This is a genomic window from Providencia sp. Me31A, from assembly GCF_050487165.1.
Lineage (GTDB): Bacteria > Pseudomonadota > Gammaproteobacteria > Enterobacterales > Enterobacteriaceae > Providencia.
Genome location: NZ_JBKQGZ010000002.1, coordinates 234,502 through 247,524, shown reverse-complemented (window position 1 = coordinate 247,524; position 13,023 = coordinate 234,502). Strand labels below are relative to the sequence as shown.

The 13,023-nt window shown below is 41.2% G+C and carries 23 protein-coding genes; 6 read left to right on the top strand and 17 right to left on the bottom strand.

Going from position 1 to position 13,023, the window contains the following annotated elements; genetic code table 11:
• Positions 1–39: 39 nt before the first annotated feature.
• From ispD to ACLPIE_RS02655, 4 genes are all read left to right on the top strand, one after another.
• Entirely contained in the window at positions 40–777 is a 738-nt protein-coding gene (gene ispD / locus ACLPIE_RS02670; RefSeq protein ID WP_430259391.1) for a 2-C-methyl-D-erythritol 4-phosphate cytidylyltransferase, read from the top strand.
• Positions 778–786: 9 nt separating this feature from the next.
• Positions 787–1,299: a 2-C-methyl-D-erythritol 2,4-cyclodiphosphate synthase gene (gene ispF, locus ACLPIE_RS02665; protein ID WP_430259389.1), complete on the top strand. Its 513-nt coding sequence runs from the start codon at positions 787–789 to the stop codon at positions 1,297–1,299.
• Positions 1,265–2,323 carry a tRNA pseudouridine(13) synthase TruD gene (gene truD, locus ACLPIE_RS02660; RefSeq protein WP_430259387.1) on the top strand — a complete coding sequence of 353 codons (1,059 nt, stop codon included), beginning with the start codon at positions 1,265–1,267 and terminating at the stop codon, positions 2,321–2,323. Before ispF ends, truD begins: the two co-directional genes overlap by 35 nt.
• Before the next feature lie 164 nt (positions 2,324–2,487).
• The gene (locus ACLPIE_RS02655; protein ID WP_430259385.1) at positions 2,488–3,678 is read left to right on the top strand and encodes a tyrosine-type recombinase/integrase; all 1,191 of its coding nucleotides are present in this window, start codon (positions 2,488–2,490) and stop codon (positions 3,676–3,678) included.
• On the opposite strand, the gene ACLPIE_RS02650 is transcribed toward ACLPIE_RS02655, so the two are convergent.
• The 10 genes from ACLPIE_RS02650 to ACLPIE_RS02605 form a co-directional block, all read right to left on the bottom strand.
• The gene (locus ACLPIE_RS02650; RefSeq protein WP_227024211.1) at positions 3,665–3,823 is read right to left on the bottom strand and encodes a helix-turn-helix transcriptional regulator; all 159 of its coding nucleotides are present in this window, start codon (positions 3,821–3,823) and stop codon (positions 3,665–3,667) included. The genes ACLPIE_RS02655 and ACLPIE_RS02650 overlap by 14 nt on opposite strands.
• A 13-nt stretch (positions 3,824–3,836) precedes the next feature.
• Complete coding sequence (locus ACLPIE_RS02645; protein WP_430259383.1) at positions 3,837–4,073, bottom strand: hypothetical protein; 237 nt, start codon at positions 4,071–4,073, stop codon at positions 3,837–3,839.
• A 7-nt stretch (positions 4,074–4,080) separates the two neighbouring features.
• Entirely contained in the window at positions 4,081–4,626 is a 546-nt protein-coding gene (locus tag ACLPIE_RS02640) for a phage N-6-adenine-methyltransferase (RefSeq protein WP_430259381.1), read from the bottom strand.
• A 343-nt stretch (positions 4,627–4,969) separates the two neighbouring features.
• Positions 4,970–5,314 (bottom strand): hypothetical protein, encoded by a 345-nt coding sequence (locus tag ACLPIE_RS02635; protein WP_430259379.1) that lies wholly within the window; start codon positions 5,312–5,314, stop codon positions 4,970–4,972.
• The gene (locus tag ACLPIE_RS02630) at positions 5,314–5,490 is read right to left on the bottom strand and encodes a hypothetical protein (protein WP_430259377.1); all 177 of its coding nucleotides are present in this window, start codon (positions 5,488–5,490) and stop codon (positions 5,314–5,316) included. Before ACLPIE_RS02630 ends, ACLPIE_RS02635 begins: the two co-directional genes overlap by 1 nt.
• Positions 5,491–5,895: 405 nt before the next feature.
• Positions 5,896–6,651, bottom strand: a complete 756-nt coding sequence (locus ACLPIE_RS02625; protein ID WP_430259375.1) for a hypothetical protein — start codon at positions 6,649–6,651, stop codon at positions 5,896–5,898.
• Between the two features lie 93 nt (positions 6,652–6,744).
• Positions 6,745–7,335, bottom strand: coding sequence for a DUF669 domain-containing protein (locus ACLPIE_RS02620; RefSeq protein ID WP_430259373.1), 591 nt, complete (start codon positions 7,333–7,335; stop codon positions 6,745–6,747).
• On the bottom strand, positions 7,332–8,012 hold the full coding sequence (locus ACLPIE_RS02615; RefSeq protein ID WP_430259371.1) for an AAA family ATPase: 681 nt from the start codon (positions 8,010–8,012) through the stop codon (positions 7,332–7,334). Before ACLPIE_RS02615 ends, ACLPIE_RS02620 begins: the two co-directional genes overlap by 4 nt.
• 6 nt (positions 8,013–8,018) lie before the next feature.
• Entirely contained in the window at positions 8,019–8,693 is a 675-nt protein-coding gene (gene exoX, locus ACLPIE_RS02610; RefSeq protein WP_430259369.1) for an exodeoxyribonuclease X, read from the bottom strand.
• Positions 8,683–9,060, bottom strand: coding sequence for a hypothetical protein (locus ACLPIE_RS02605; protein ID WP_430259367.1), 378 nt, complete (start codon positions 9,058–9,060; stop codon positions 8,683–8,685). The genes exoX and ACLPIE_RS02605 overlap by 11 nt, the downstream gene beginning before the upstream one ends.
• 343 nt (positions 9,061–9,403) lie before the next feature.
• On the opposite strand from ACLPIE_RS02605, the gene ACLPIE_RS02600 reads away from it, so the two are divergent.
• On the top strand, positions 9,404–9,640 hold the full coding sequence (locus ACLPIE_RS02600; protein ID WP_430259365.1) for a hypothetical protein: 237 nt from the start codon (positions 9,404–9,406) through the stop codon (positions 9,638–9,640).
• Here the strand turns inward: ACLPIE_RS02600 and ACLPIE_RS02595 are convergent.
• The 7 genes from ACLPIE_RS02595 to ACLPIE_RS02565 form a co-directional block, all read right to left on the bottom strand.
• On the bottom strand, positions 9,631–9,783 hold the full coding sequence (locus ACLPIE_RS02595) for a hypothetical protein (protein WP_430259363.1): 153 nt from the start codon (positions 9,781–9,783) through the stop codon (positions 9,631–9,633). The genes ACLPIE_RS02600 and ACLPIE_RS02595 overlap by 10 nt on opposite strands.
• Before the next feature lie 3 nt (positions 9,784–9,786).
• Positions 9,787–10,020, bottom strand: coding sequence for a hypothetical protein (locus ACLPIE_RS02590; RefSeq protein WP_430259361.1), 234 nt, complete (start codon positions 10,018–10,020; stop codon positions 9,787–9,789).
• Positions 10,021–10,049: 29 nt separating this feature from the next.
• Positions 10,050–10,322 carry a hypothetical protein gene (locus tag ACLPIE_RS02585; protein WP_430259359.1) on the bottom strand — a complete coding sequence of 91 codons (273 nt, stop codon included), beginning with the start codon at positions 10,320–10,322 and terminating at the stop codon, positions 10,050–10,052.
• Positions 10,323–10,356: 34 nt separating this feature from the next.
• A complete protein-coding gene (locus ACLPIE_RS02580) occupies positions 10,357–10,857 on the bottom strand; it encodes a pentapeptide repeat-containing protein (RefSeq protein ID WP_430259357.1) in 501 nt (166 codons plus the stop codon).
• 101 nt (positions 10,858–10,958) lie between these two features.
• The gene (locus ACLPIE_RS02575; protein ID WP_430259355.1) at positions 10,959–11,306 is read right to left on the bottom strand and encodes a hypothetical protein; all 348 of its coding nucleotides are present in this window, start codon (positions 11,304–11,306) and stop codon (positions 10,959–10,961) included.
• A gap of 31 nt (positions 11,307–11,337) precedes the next feature.
• Positions 11,338–11,511: a hypothetical protein gene (locus ACLPIE_RS02570; protein ID WP_430259353.1), complete on the bottom strand. Its 174-nt coding sequence runs from the start codon at positions 11,509–11,511 to the stop codon at positions 11,338–11,340.
• 343 nt (positions 11,512–11,854) lie between these two features.
• Complete coding sequence (locus ACLPIE_RS02565; RefSeq protein ID WP_430259351.1) at positions 11,855–12,562, bottom strand: LexA family transcriptional regulator; 708 nt, start codon at positions 12,560–12,562, stop codon at positions 11,855–11,857.
• A gap of 117 nt (positions 12,563–12,679) precedes the next feature.
• Here ACLPIE_RS02565 and ACLPIE_RS02560 point away from each other — a divergent pair, with 117 nt between their 5' ends.
• Complete coding sequence (locus ACLPIE_RS02560; protein ID WP_087769884.1) at positions 12,680–12,883, top strand: helix-turn-helix domain-containing protein; 204 nt, start codon at positions 12,680–12,682, stop codon at positions 12,881–12,883.
• Positions 12,884–13,023 lie beyond the last annotated feature (140 nt).

Genomic DNA, 13,023 nt, shown 5'->3' with positions numbered 1-13,023 from the left:
TACCCATAAGCTGATAATTTCTGATGTAAGAATCCAATAATGATAAATTCAAATAATCCCCCACAAAACAGCGCCCCACAAATTGTTGCGCTAATTCCTGCTGCTGGGGTAGGTAGCCGTATGAATAGTGACTGCCCAAAACAATATTTACAGGTCGCTGGCAAAACAATTATTGAACATACCATCGGTTCATTACTGGCCAATAGCCATATTGAACATATTGTGGTGGCGCTTGGTGCAGAAGATGACTACTTTTCTCAATTAGCGATTGCTAATCACCCGCAAGTCACCACTGTTACAGGGGGTAAAGAACGAGCAGATTCGGTATTGGCGGGGCTCGATTATTTGGCATTACATCCAAAGTGGCTAAATTGTTGGGTTTTGGTGCACGATGCTGCACGTCCTTGTCTCCATCAGCAAGATTTAAATAAAATTATTCAATTAGCAACGGAACAAGATTGTTGTGGTGGGATCTTGGCTGCTCCTGTTCGTGATACGATGAAGCGCAGTTCAAAAGTAAATCAATTGATTGACCATACTGTTGAGCGCGAAGCGCTATGGCATGCGCTCACCCCCCAATTTTTTCCGTTATTATTATTACGGGACTGTCTAAGTAAAGCCTTGAAAGAAAACGCAGTAATTACAGATGAAGCCTCTGCATTGGAATATTGCGGTTATCAACCTGCTTTAGTCGCAGGTCGTGCCGATAACTTAAAAGTTACGCGCCCAGAAGATCTCACTTTGGCGGAGTTTTACCTTTCAAGAATGAACAATTAAGGAAAAAAAATGAGAATCGGACACGGTTTTGACGTACACAAATTTGGTGGTGAAGGCCCTATCATCATTGGTGGTGTACGTATCCCCTATGAACAAGGTTTGCTTGCTCATTCGGATGGTGATGTGGTGTTACATGCGTTAACGGATGCCATACTGGGGGCTGCGGCGTTAGGGGATATTGGTAAATTATTCCCAGATACTGACCCTGCATTCAAAGGGGCAGATAGCCGTGTGTTGTTAAGAGACGCTTTTTGCCATGTTCGCGCGAAAGGTTATCGTATTGGCAATATTGATATTACCATTATGGCTCAAGCGCCTAAAATGTTGCCGCATATTGCTCAGATGCGTGTAAATATTGCAGAAGATCTTGAATGTCATATGGATGACGTTAATGCGAAAGCCACGACGACAGAGCAATTAGGGTTTGTGGGGCGCAAAGAAGGCATTGCTTGTGCCGCCGTGGTTCTTTTAGTGAAAGATAATAGTAATGAAAGTAATGAATGCTCAGTACCTGCATGGTAAGCCATTATCCTCTGGTACATTAAAAAGTGTGCCTGAAGATTTTGTCGTAAAAGAAGATTTAGGCTTTGAGCTTGATGGCGAAGGCGAACATGTGATGGTTCGCGTGGAAAAAACAGGCTGTAATACCTTGTTTGTGGCTGAGCAATTAGCAAAGTTTGCTAAAATTTCAGCTAGAGCCGTCAGCTATGCAGGGCTAAAAGATAGACATGCGGTAACGGAACAGTGGTTTTGCTTGCAAATGCCGGGTAAAGAAACCCCTGATTTTTCTGCATGGCAATTAGAAGGTTGCAAAGTACTCGCAACGACTCGACAAAAGCGAAAATTACGTATTGGTTCTCTGAAAGGGAATCAATTTGAAATTATTTTGCGTGATATTTCAGATGCAAAAGACGTTGAGTTAAGGTTGCAAAAAATTGCTTTAGCAGGAGTACCTAATTATTTTGGTGAACAGCGCTTTGGTCGTGACGGACAAAATTTAACACAGGCCTTGCGTTGGGCAAATCAAGAAATTAATGTACGTGAACGTAATAAACGCAGTTTTTACCTTTCAGCTGCGCGTAGTGCCATGTTTAATCATGTCGCGAGTGAGCGTATTGCCAACAATACGGCGCAGCAAGTGATATTAGGGGATGCACTGCAATTGACAGGTCGAGGTAGTTGGTTCGTGGCGGCGCAAGAAGAGTTTTCCACACTACAACCTCGTTTGGATACAAACGAACTCAGTGTTACGGCACCATTACCGGGGGATGGTGAGCTAGGTACTCAAGACGCGGCATTGGCATTTGAAACGCAATGTCTGTTAGATTACCAAGCCTTTATGCCATTGATTCAACGTGAACGGGTTTCATTAGTTAGGCGTGCGGTGATTGTAAAACCACAAAATATGCAGTGGCAGTGGTTAGATGATGCAACAGTAAAATTGAATTTTTTCTTGAACTCGGGTTGCTTTGCGACCAGTGTAGTGAGAGAGATTATAAACCTAAATGGGCAGGATAATGTCGATGCTAAAGATTTTATTGAGTAATGATAATCTTTATCCATAGACATCCATTGGTTTCCACGAAGTTTATTTAACTCAATGATAGATAGGTTTAGTTTTCCATAGCCTTCCATACCTATCCATTGACATCCATGAAAAAACAGGACAACTTACAGGACAACTTAATCTTATCCTGAGGTTGTCCTGTCATGGCTCTTACTGATACAAAGATAAAATCCCTCAAACCAAAAGACAAAGCGTATAACGTCGCTGATAGCGATGGCCTGTACATTGAAGTTAGGCCAAGCGGTAGTAAATTCTGGCGTTATAGGTTTTGGCTTTCCTCATCAAAAGATGGTCGTTACACCATCGGCGAATATCCGTTCGTATCATTATCAGAAGCAAGAAAAGAAAGAGATTGGGCTAAAAGCATTGCTAGAAAAGGGCTTAATCCGACAACTGAAAAGAAAAACCAACAACATCAAATTGAGCTTGAAAGCAAAAATACGTTTATGTTCATTGCTGAGGAATGGATGGAAAAGAAATCCATAACTTGGAAAGCAGGAACAAAAAAGCAGGTTAGAGAATACTTGGAGAGAGATTGCTTCCCTGCATTTGGACATAAGCCAATTAAAGAAGTTACCCCTAATGATATCCTGTTAGTAATGAAAAGCATGGAGAATAGAGGTTCTGCGTCAACAGCTTTAAAGGTTAGACAGTGGTGCTCATCTATTTTTTGCTATGCAGCTTCTACGCTCAGAGCAGAAAGCGATCCGGCTGCTTTATTAAAAGGTGCAATAATTACACCTAATACAACTCACTCTAAGAATATAAGCAATGATAACCTGAAGAAGTATTTTGATAATTTAAATAAAAGCAGGGTTTATCTGCAAACAAAATCCGCCTTGTATTTACTTCCGTTTTTATTTGTTCGTCAGGCTGAATTAAGAAATGCTACATGGGATGAGTTCGACCTAGATAATAATTTATGGGTGATAAAAAAAGAACGAATGAAAATGGGTAGGCCACATAGTGTACCTTTAACTGACAATATCACTAATGAGTTCATTAAACTGAAAGCAGCATTCGGTGAGAATATTAGCGGGCTAGTATTTCCAAGTATTGTTAACAGTAAAAAATCACTTAGCTACACAACGTTAAATAGGGCTATTACTTATCTTGGGTTTGGTTCTGGTGAATTGACGTGTCACGACTTCAGAGCGACATCCTCGACACGTCTATATGAGGCAGGATTTAGAACTGAGGTGATAGAAAAGCAACTGGCGCACGCAGAACAGAATAGAACTATTGCTGCGTACAACCATGCTGAATATTTAGATGAAAGGCGGAAAATGATGGAGTTTTGGGAGTCTGAATTGCTGTCTATCATTGAGGGGTGAACTTAGTGTTAAGCCATTGAATAACTTGCTCGGCAGGCCATCTAGAAGATGAGCCGTTTTTAACTTGTCTTGGGAACCTGCCGTGTTTAATCTCCCTATAGATATATGATTTTTTATATCCGGTTAGTTCTTCAACTCCACGCATATCTAAATACCTATTATCCATTACAAGCCTCCTTGTCTATCTGCTTTGCTGTATATGATAAAAATGAAACAGGGTAATATTTCTTTAACTGCTCACTTGTCATTAATGACTTAAATTTATCTAGATGTTTATTTAGAACGCTAATTTCTATTTCGGAGGATAATTTTTCCTCTTCCATTATTTTTTTAAGTTCATTCCTGCATTCCCTTGCAATAGCTCTGCGTCCATTCTCCATTTCCTGTGGTGTCATAGGCCACCTATGCTATTTTCCATTCGTTTAATATTTGATTGCCGATATTTATCAATTCATCTCTATCGACGGCGTTAATTATCTTTCGTGGTTTAATATACGGACGCCATATTAAAAGCATTGAGCCTTTGTTGTTCCCGTTAACTGGTTTGTTTGTACCAGCATTAATAAAAGATATTCTTCCTCCTGTAATTAATCTCACTTCATCAACTGTTTCTAATGCGGAATTAAACCAACCGACAGAAGTATCCGACGGAATTAACATTACGACAGGTTGCAATTGCTTTTTACATTGCTCGGCAGCTTTATTAATCCAAGGCTGAATTTCACTGTACGGGGGATTTACCCAAATAGCCCCATAGCTTTCCCAGTCGCAATTTAACGAGTCGTCTTTTTCGGTGAGGAAATGAGTGCAAAGGTGGTTATTTTTATCGGCAGCGGCATCTAAATAGAAACCAAATTCAGCGTCCAATGCTGTGAATAAAGGTAGGGGAGTTTGCCATCTATCACGCAATTCCTTTGGTGTGTGGCTACCTCCGTAGTCAGCCTTCATGTTTATAACCTGTGCGCTTGAGCTGAAATGTTACCTAGTTTATTTCTCTTTACCCATACTTTCATTTTCGGTCTTGTGTAAACGCAATCAATATGACCTCTTTCAATAAAATCCGCTATACATCTGCTAGCGTAAATCAGTAACCCTATCTCATCCGGCTTATTTAGCGTTAAATTGACTCTCATCTGGACACCTCGCCACAAACTATCTCAACATTCCGCACCTGCATTATCTGCATAGCACGGCTCTCGCATTCTTGCTGTGTGTATATTTGCTCAGATACAGGCACAGCAGAACCCTGTATTAGCATGAGTAATACATATCCGATTATTTGCATAGTTATTTACTTTTGAATTAAATCAGCACGAATATATAACGTGTCAGTTGGATGAATTCTATCTGCACACCAAGTTACATCGTCACTACGTAAATTAACTGGAAATTCAGGTTTATTTATCTCCTCTGGCTCAGGGTCAACCTGTAGCCATATTAATTCTGGTGCGGTAGGGCAATTAATGCTTTCTGGTAAGTTATTAATTAAACTCTCGCGTGATGCTTTCCATGCCTCCCATGCCGTTCTGGTTACAATGTAAAAATAATTACCGCGCTGGTCTCTTTTTAATTGGTCTAAATGGTTATTCTGATTTACGCTGAACCAAGCTTCAAATTGCTGCCTTGATTTATCCATCACTCCACCTTATTTAATTCATCAATGCCAAGCTGTGTTAATTTCCATCCGTCTTTGGGGTGAAGTTTAATAAGCCCTTTATTCTCCAGTGAGAAAATTGATAGCTGATTACTTAATTTCCCATATCCATTATCTACATTTTTTAATGTGCTAATTTGACGCTCTGTTAATTTCATATTCATTCCCCTTATTGCATCCCTGCGAGTTAGTTGCGATTCTTTAATCCGTAATAATATCCACGCCTTAACCATCTGCATATTTTCTTAACTGCTCCATGCTTGGATCTAATTTCGTCAGGAATGCATGATGCACGCTCTATTAAATTCAATTGCTTTCTTTTCGTGCCACAATTAATTCCAGCTTTAATGTATTCACTGCGATATTTTTTTAGCCATTCGTCTGAATTGCAGTTGGGACAAGGCCTGCTTTCATCTGAATAATCGTAATAGTCACTATGATTGTCGATATATAAGCGACCTCCGACGCATTTACCTGTCCTATGGCTTCCATAGTTGCACGAGTGTTGAGTTTTGTTTTTCATATCTATCTCCTGTTTGCATCCTTGCAAATATATCCTTTGGTTAATCATCATCTTGAGGCTTACAAAAAATGCCACACTCAAAATCCATATCTTTCATTGGTCTGCCAGTAGCATCGACTGGAAGCTCATCAAGAAAAACACGCTTACCTTTATGGCGGACTAAACGTGCTCCGATACGCCGTGATTGCTCGGCTCTGCTTTCAAAAATATCAGGGTGAACTTTTCTAACGTGATTCCAGTAAGTGGGGGATGTGGCTTTTACGCATCCAATGCAATTGCCATTTGGATAACCAAGGCGATAAACTCGTGGTAGTGTTAGACCAGCTTCAAGTAATATTTTGAAGCAATCACCTTTAGTTAGATTTTCATCTGCCAGTATAGAAATAAGGTCGTGTCTCTCGTTCTTTCTAAAGTTTTCAATACGGTGTTTTTCTTCCGAGGTGAAGCCAAGAACAATTGAGTGAGCAGGGTTTGTTTTCTCCCAATACTTTCTAGCTAACTTTTTTAGTCCTCTGGTGCACGGTGCTCCAGCAATGCCAGACATATATTGCTGATGCTCCCATACTTCCACCGCTGAAGCGTTAGGCCATTCAGGGTTAATGACTGATTCAATTTTTACACCAAGCCACTTTTCAACATCATGAAGAAATCTTACGTTGTCTTCGTCTTCCTCTTTGATAGGATTATTAAGAATTCTAACTTGGTGAGTTTCGCCGTATTTATCTAAGGTTAACTTTGCAGCCACGGCACTAGCTGCGCCGCATGAGAACCACACGGCGATTAAAGGTTTCGTCATTTTGAAATGCTCAGGTTTGCACTCAGTTCAATGAGGCCTTTGGTTAAATCACATAGAGAAAGGGGAGGGTTAGCCCGAATTAACGGGATTTAATCAGAATGGCGCATCATCATTGTTAGTGGCTTGCTGGTATCCGTAGCCTTGGCTTGATTGGCCTAGCTGCCTGCGCTCGTCCTTGTCTTTCAGTGTAGAAAGAATGTTATCGATAGCTACTGGTGCGGCTCCATCAATCTTTTCTTGTAGAATCTGGCGAGTGTCAGCAAAGAACGGAATTCGAATATCAAAGCTGTAAGTATCGCTGCCGTTTGATTTGGTTTTCAGAGTCTTTTGCAGCACTAACCCAACACGCTTGCCAGTAAATTCAGGTGCGATAAAGTGACTAACAGAAATCATCTTTTCAGTGAGTTGCATAACACCAGCGCAGCCCATGATTGCGTTAATCATGTTGTAGCCGAATTTATTAACCTCACCATCTTTTTTAGTGCTGTAAACGCTCAGATAATTAACTTTTCGCCCATCATCTGTATCACCAGAGAACTCAATAAACTTCGCGCCAGATTCGGATGTACCTAGCTTTGCCTCCGCGATAGTAATCACATAGGCACCAGACTCATTGATAAATCCGCTTTGACCAGCCGCTAACGCATCTTCTTGGTTGTAGGTAAAAATTACATTGCTGTTCATGCTGCTTTCTCCATTTCTTTAGTTTTTTCAATTCCGTAGTATTCGCAAATTGCAGCGTCAACGGCTTCTAAGTCATTTTCTATTTCGTGGGATTCAAACATCCCCATTGGTGATTTAACCGTATCATTCCCGCTATTCTGCGTTGAGAATAGATACCGACCATCCTTGACCAGCGTTTTCAGTACGATAGTAAACATCCCTTCCACGGTTATTTTTTCGTCCAGCATCCTGCCGATAGTTTTCATTTTTACCTTGCCCATCTGCGTTTCTTCGGTGTGGGCTAAAAAGTAAACTCGCACATCATCAGGCGTATTGCCTATGGCTGCGTTAATCACATTCCATGTGTGGGAGCCTATCTCCGTGAACTTATCAAATGATTTTTCATCAGAGCGGCGCATGAATTCGTTAGCCATCAAGTATTGAAAGTCATCAATGACTATTATTTTTTTGCCATAATTAGCTGCTTTTTCGATAAATTGAGCTATTAATTCCCATTTATCGCAAACGAATATTGATGTATTCGGATCATCTTTGCTCCATTGCTTCCATGCTTTCGACCGAAACGGCAACGGCTTCCTTACCGTCTGAATTAATAGTGTTTCTTCTGGTTTGATATTGCGTAAACTGGTACTTTTCCCTGTGCCAGACTCACCAATAATTAACGTTGCTGTTCCCATAATTAGTTACCTCGATAACCAGTAATTAATGCTAAACTCAATATCAGGGTCTAAATCAGGCTGGCCTAGCAGCCAAGTTAAATACCCTGCGTTTTCCTTCTTTACTTCGGTAAATGTCATCCCTTTGTACTTACCGAAACGCAACTTGCTTAATAGTGATGGCTGATTAGTTATTTCTAACATTTCCGTATCTGACCACCCCGAATCACCCTTGATTCGTTTAAATAATGACGCCGTAACAATGCAATCATATAGCGCTCTGTGAGCGTGTAGCTCCTCTGGCACATGAACATCCAGTTTCAGTGCGTAGCGCAGATATTGATTGCTGTGACTTTCTAGCTCAGGCCATAAACGCCTTGCCAGCTTTAAAGTGCAAATAAAAGGAGCATCCATTTCTGGCATCATTCGTTTATCGAACTCGGCGTTATGCGCAACCAGATAATCAGCACCTTTATAAGCATCAATTACATCTTCAATAAGCGGAGATAGCTCAACCATTTCATCTGTGATGTGGTGAATAGCCATTGCACTTATTGAAATTGGTTTCTGAGGGTTTACAAAGTGGGATTGCTGCGAGCTATAATCAATTTCTGAGTTGTTTAAATCGATGCTTGCTATTTCAACAATTCCGCTATCCATATCAGCGGTTTCGGTATCTATTGTCCTGTATTTAGTCACCAACTTTTCTACCTCCCATTGGTAGCTCTGGAATATTCAGATAAGGGTCAAAGTTATCTCTGGATAAATGTCTTGCATACCGATCCAAGTCGGCCTGTCTTCGTTGAGCTTGAATGTGTTCAGGTAAGGGAGGGCAGGATTGAGACATTTCTAAGTTCTGATTTTTAACTAGTACGGCAAAAGCTAATTCTAGTGTTGAAATCCTTTCAACCGGCTTCAAGCCTATAACCTCCAAATTAATCCCGCTTTCTGCTAATGAATCCCTTATCCTTCGCCTTTCAATATCTTCATCAATCATTGGTAAAGCATATTTCAGGGCAGCATCCTTGCTTTTATGACTAGGGAATGCAGGTATTAAATACTTACCCATATTCACCCCTTAGCCAGCCTGTTGGCACTGATTGAGGCTGAATACCAAGGCTTTCCATGCGATAGTATTCTTCCTCTTCCTCGCGTTCCCTGCGCCGTCTTTCGGCATCCTGCCTATGCTTGAGTTCATACTCTGAAATTCTCATGCTGCGTCCTCATACCGTTCCCTGAGTATTTTTTGCAACAGTTCCTTTGTTACGCCTCTTGTGTTGAGAATAAGAGCCTCAGGGTCGTCCGTATCAACGCTGTAATTACTGCCAGCGTGAATAATTGCCCGCCTACCTCCGCACGCCGCAGGTTCCGTAGCGGTGTACATTTCTTTTGACTCGACAATGAACTTTGTCATGCGTCACCTCACAAAAGCAGGGAGAAGAAAAAATATAAATATCAATATTGTTGCTACACAAAATCCGGCACTTGGTTTGTTCTTGGTAGCTTGTGGTTTAGCAGGTCTAACCATGCAAACGTCTCGCATTGCACGGCTGTATTTATTTTTTGCTTGCATGATTAATCCTCACTTATCGATTGATAGCGATTGTTATTTAAAGTGTTCTGGTGTTGGTGCGGTGGGTTACTGCTGAGTGAAATAGAGTATTGATTTAACAGCTTCTAAGGCTTGTAACTTTTCCATGTCACTTAGCTGGCTTTTATCAAGTGTTGATGCGATTTTCTTCGCTTCGTGCATTATTTGTTCTAGTGTTGATGATTGTTTCAGTGCTGCCATATATCACCCCCTAGCCTTTAACATTGCATCTGCCATGCGGTAGGCTGACTGTGCTGTATCGTAGAAGTCACCTTCGTATTGCTCCCTTAAAGACCATGGTAGCGGTATTGTGCTAATCATTGCGTTCATAGCCTTAGCAGCGAAATAGTCGCGCAACGTCATTCCTTCCTGCGCTACAAATTGCATATCTGGATGTCCGCTTGCTGGAAAAGCCGCTCCACCTGTTTTATCTGTCATACTCCCTCCGTTATTAACTAAGCACGATGCTAGTTGCTTTCACACTTCACGCCGCAGAAAGGGCAGAATGAGAATGTAACGGGGAAATCCTGCTTTGTTAGGCTGGCTTTCGGTGTACCGTCCTTTTTGACTTCCTGATAACTGGCGTTGTATTCAATGAAATAATTAACTGACATAACGCCGCCAGACATAAACAACCCTGATTGTTTCCAGCCGGTAGACCGTAGGCTTGCGCCTTCAGGTAGTTTTGCTTTGATGCGATTTTCCATGTCATCGCCTAATTTCGTAAAGCAGTCACACATATATCTATCTCCTATCTATTAATCAACTCACCAGCTATTCTTCTTCGCTATCTGGCACATTTAACCACTCTGGACGCTCACCTTTACCTAGATAGAAATCAGCAATATCTAATAGGCGAGGGTAGAATTTAAGCGCTGTTTTTCCGTCCATTTCTGCTATTTCAATCTTGGTGAATTTGCGCCAATCTTCAATAGTGTGATTTTGGCAGCCAGCGCGAAGATATTCACCGTTTGTGATAGTGATAGGGTATTTTTCACCCATGATTACGTATGTGTGATCTGGCAAGCCAGCGCCTCTCAGGCCAGCGCCTCTCAGGTCAGCGCCTCTCAGGTCAGCGCCTCTCAGGTCAGCGTCTCTCAGGTCAGCGCCTCTCAGGTCAGCGCCTCTCAGGTTAGCGCCTCTCAGGTCAGCGCCTCTCAGGTCAGCGCCTCTCAGGTTAGCGCCTCTCAGGTCAGCCTTAGATCCGCTTTCACCAAATGACTCTACGTAAACCTTGTGTTCATCAAGAATTTTTCTTAATTCATCGGTATTCATGTTTATTTTCCTATAATTAGGCAATAAAAAAGACCTGCGAGAGGTCTTGTAATTTATGCGTTAATCAACTCACCACAGCCCACAGAATGGACTGTAATTAGTTAACTGCGCGCCAGAACATATGCTATTTTTTCAAACTCAACATCTAAGTCACGAGCCATCTTGCTAATGAACTCACTGCCTTTGAAAGTTGAACTCATTTGATTGTTAAACCAGTCCTTAAGCTCTGTGAATGCAGGTTCTTCATCAGGTTCAGATATCACAGTTGCGGCATTAGCAACTTCTCCACATATAGAGCACTGCTTGTATGAATAAGGTTCCCCATCCCATATTCCAGATGAATATAGGTACTTCACGCCTTTTGGTATCTTTCTAAGGCATTCACAGCACTTATGCTCTTTCCTTGCTGTCCTATAAACCTGATTGAATGCTTGTGGCAAATCACACATATTCATCCCCTTGCTGTGATGCTTCCATCACTCATAATCGGCTTGCGTAGCCGTGGTTGCTTGCGTGTGTCGCATTTCTGCGAACGGTTCTAATCTTTGCTAGCTGTGCATCAGTAGCATCTTTGTGATACTTGCTGATGTGCATAACTGGTAATCGCGGGTCAAATGTCCTTAGACACAACGGACAGGTAACTTTCGTTTTCATGCGCTGCTCCTATCAAATGACTTATGCAAATATTGTTATTTCATAAGTAATCTGTAGTGCATCTCATTGACCATACTTACTGACTGGTTCCGCCGAGTGCCCGACGCATGGTTTAAAGTCGCGCCGTTCGACTATCTTTTATCTCTGGTTGCCCTTTGATGTGATCAATTAAACATTATGTTGATTCATTAGTCAACACTATGTTGATTTATTTTCTTCGTGCGTTGATTTTGTTGTTGATTTGAAATGAGTTTTTTTTGAAAAAAATATTAGAAATGAGTAGTTCTGTGGATTTCAGGCAATAAAAAAGCCGCACTAGGCGGCTTGCTGTTGTTGGTGTGTGTTAGGCGTCCATTACTGCCCACCAAAATACACGACCTATAATTTCGATATCAGATATTTTTGCTTCCTCATCAGGGTAATCTATTTTGTTGTAACTCCTAATGATTACTTTATTGGCGGTGGTTTGGTGTAGAAGCTTTATGCGTTTTAAGCCACCTTGATTTATGGCGTATATCTTGCCGTCAACTATCTTCTTATCACCAGTATTAACCGCCACAGTTGTGCCATTGCTTATAACTGGCTCCATGCTATCACCGCGAGCAGGGAAGCTAATGATTCCGCTGCCATCTGAGTTAGCTCCTATTTTTCGCATTGTAGATTTTGAAAATCTCAATTTGAAACCGTTATAGTCATCATCACTGTATGAGCCATCACCGCAGGCAAATTCTATATCTTTCAAGAAGGGTATTTCCACTTCATCATTATCGATAGGAGTTTTGCTATCCCATGTTCTTATGGGGAAAAACTCGGATTCATCAGGGATCTGGCTTTCTTCCATTTTAATCTTGGGGTTGCCAATTCCATTAAGAAGCCAGTCTAACGAGTAACCGTATATTTCACTTATCTGCTGAGCTGCCTCTCGGCTAATGGCGTTTCTTTTTAGCCAGTTATTGACAGTTTGAGAGCTAGTGTTTAGTCGCTCAGCTAAATCTTTTTGCTTTAAACCTTCTGCTGCCAGCAGGTATTTCAATCGTTCAGTTAATTCCATAAATCCTCCTGCCGACACGATAAACATTTTGTTGTTTTCATCAATCATCTTTATGTTGATTTTTATCCCTACGTGAATTAACATGATGTTGATTAATACACAAGGAGTTAAATGGAGATGGATAAAATCAAAACCCCGTTACAAATTGCACTTGATGCGTTTGGTGGAACACAAAAAGACTTGGCTAAGTTAGTTGGAATTACACCACAACGAATTTCTGCAATTAAAAAACATGGCGGAAATCTGCCACGTACAAAAATGAAAGAGTTCTCAAAGGCTACAGGACTGCCAGTTCAAACCCTGTATCCAGACGCTTTCTAGAAATACTGAAACAAAATATTTAACTGAACGGCACAGTATATTGTCGGGCGGGCGGCGTATCTCTAAGGAGACAATGTACCGAAGTGGCACCCCCCATTCAGTTATATAAAACAAAGCAATACACACTCACAGGATCGTGA

Coding starts and splice junctions, on each gene's coding strand:
- ACLPIE_RS02635 (WP_430259379.1), bottom strand. CDS start 5,314: ATGGATAAATCAAGGCAGCAATTTGAAGCTTGGTTCAGCGTAAATCAG.
- ACLPIE_RS02625 (WP_430259375.1), bottom strand. CDS start 6,651: ATGACGAAACCTTTAATCGCCGTGTGGTTCTCATGCGGCGCAGCTAGT.
- ACLPIE_RS02640 (WP_430259381.1), bottom strand. CDS start 4,626: ATGAAGGCTGACTACGGAGGTAGCCACACACCAAAGGAATTGCGTGAT.
- ACLPIE_RS02590 (WP_430259361.1), bottom strand. CDS start 10,020: ATGACAGATAAAACAGGTGGAGCGGCTTTTCCAGCAAGCGGACATCCA.
- ACLPIE_RS02630 (WP_430259377.1), bottom strand. CDS start 5,490: ATGAAATTAACAGAGCGTCAAATTAGCACATTAAAAAATGTAGATAAT.
- ACLPIE_RS02580 (WP_430259357.1), bottom strand. CDS start 10,857: ATGAATACCGATGAATTAAGAAAAATTCTTGATGAACACAAGGTTTAC.
- ACLPIE_RS02585 (WP_430259359.1), bottom strand. CDS start 10,322: ATGTGTGACTGCTTTACGAAATTAGGCGATGACATGGAAAATCGCATC.
- ACLPIE_RS02650 (WP_227024211.1), bottom strand. CDS start 3,823: ATGCGTGGAGTTGAAGAACTAACCGGATATAAAAAATCATATATCTAT.
- ACLPIE_RS02575 (WP_430259355.1), bottom strand. CDS start 11,306: ATGTGTGATTTGCCACAAGCATTCAATCAGGTTTATAGGACAGCAAGG.
- ACLPIE_RS02565 (WP_430259351.1), bottom strand. CDS start 12,562: ATGGAATTAACTGAACGATTGAAATACCTGCTGGCAGCAGAAGGTTTA.
- ACLPIE_RS02645 (WP_430259383.1), bottom strand. CDS start 4,073: ATGACACCACAGGAAATGGAGAATGGACGCAGAGCTATTGCAAGGGAA.
- ACLPIE_RS02595 (WP_430259363.1), bottom strand. CDS start 9,783: ATGGCAGCACTGAAACAATCATCAACACTAGAACAAATAATGCACGAA.
- ACLPIE_RS02570 (WP_430259353.1), bottom strand. CDS start 11,511: ATGAAAACGAAAGTTACCTGTCCGTTGTGTCTAAGGACATTTGACCCG.
- ACLPIE_RS02615 (WP_430259371.1), bottom strand. CDS start 8,012: ATGGGAACAGCAACGTTAATTATTGGTGAGTCTGGCACAGGGAAAAGT.
- ACLPIE_RS02655 (WP_430259385.1), top strand. CDS start 2,488: ATGGCTCTTACTGATACAAAGATAAAATCCCTCAAACCAAAAGACAAA.
- ispD (WP_430259391.1), top strand. CDS start 40: ATGATAAATTCAAATAATCCCCCACAAAACAGCGCCCCACAAATTGTT.
- ACLPIE_RS02605 (WP_430259367.1), bottom strand. CDS start 9,060: ATGGGTAAGTATTTAATACCTGCATTCCCTAGTCATAAAAGCAAGGAT.
- ACLPIE_RS02620 (WP_430259373.1), bottom strand. CDS start 7,335: ATGAACAGCAATGTAATTTTTACCTACAACCAAGAAGATGCGTTAGCG.
- ACLPIE_RS02560 (WP_087769884.1), top strand. CDS start 12,680: ATGGATAAAATCAAAACCCCGTTACAAATTGCACTTGATGCGTTTGGT.
- truD (WP_430259387.1), top strand. CDS start 1,265: ATGAAAGTAATGAATGCTCAGTACCTGCATGGTAAGCCATTATCCTCT.
- ispF (WP_430259389.1), top strand. CDS start 787: ATGAGAATCGGACACGGTTTTGACGTACACAAATTTGGTGGTGAAGGC.
- ACLPIE_RS02600 (WP_430259365.1), top strand. CDS start 9,404: ATGCGTCACCTCACAAAAGCAGGGAGAAGAAAAAATATAAATATCAAT.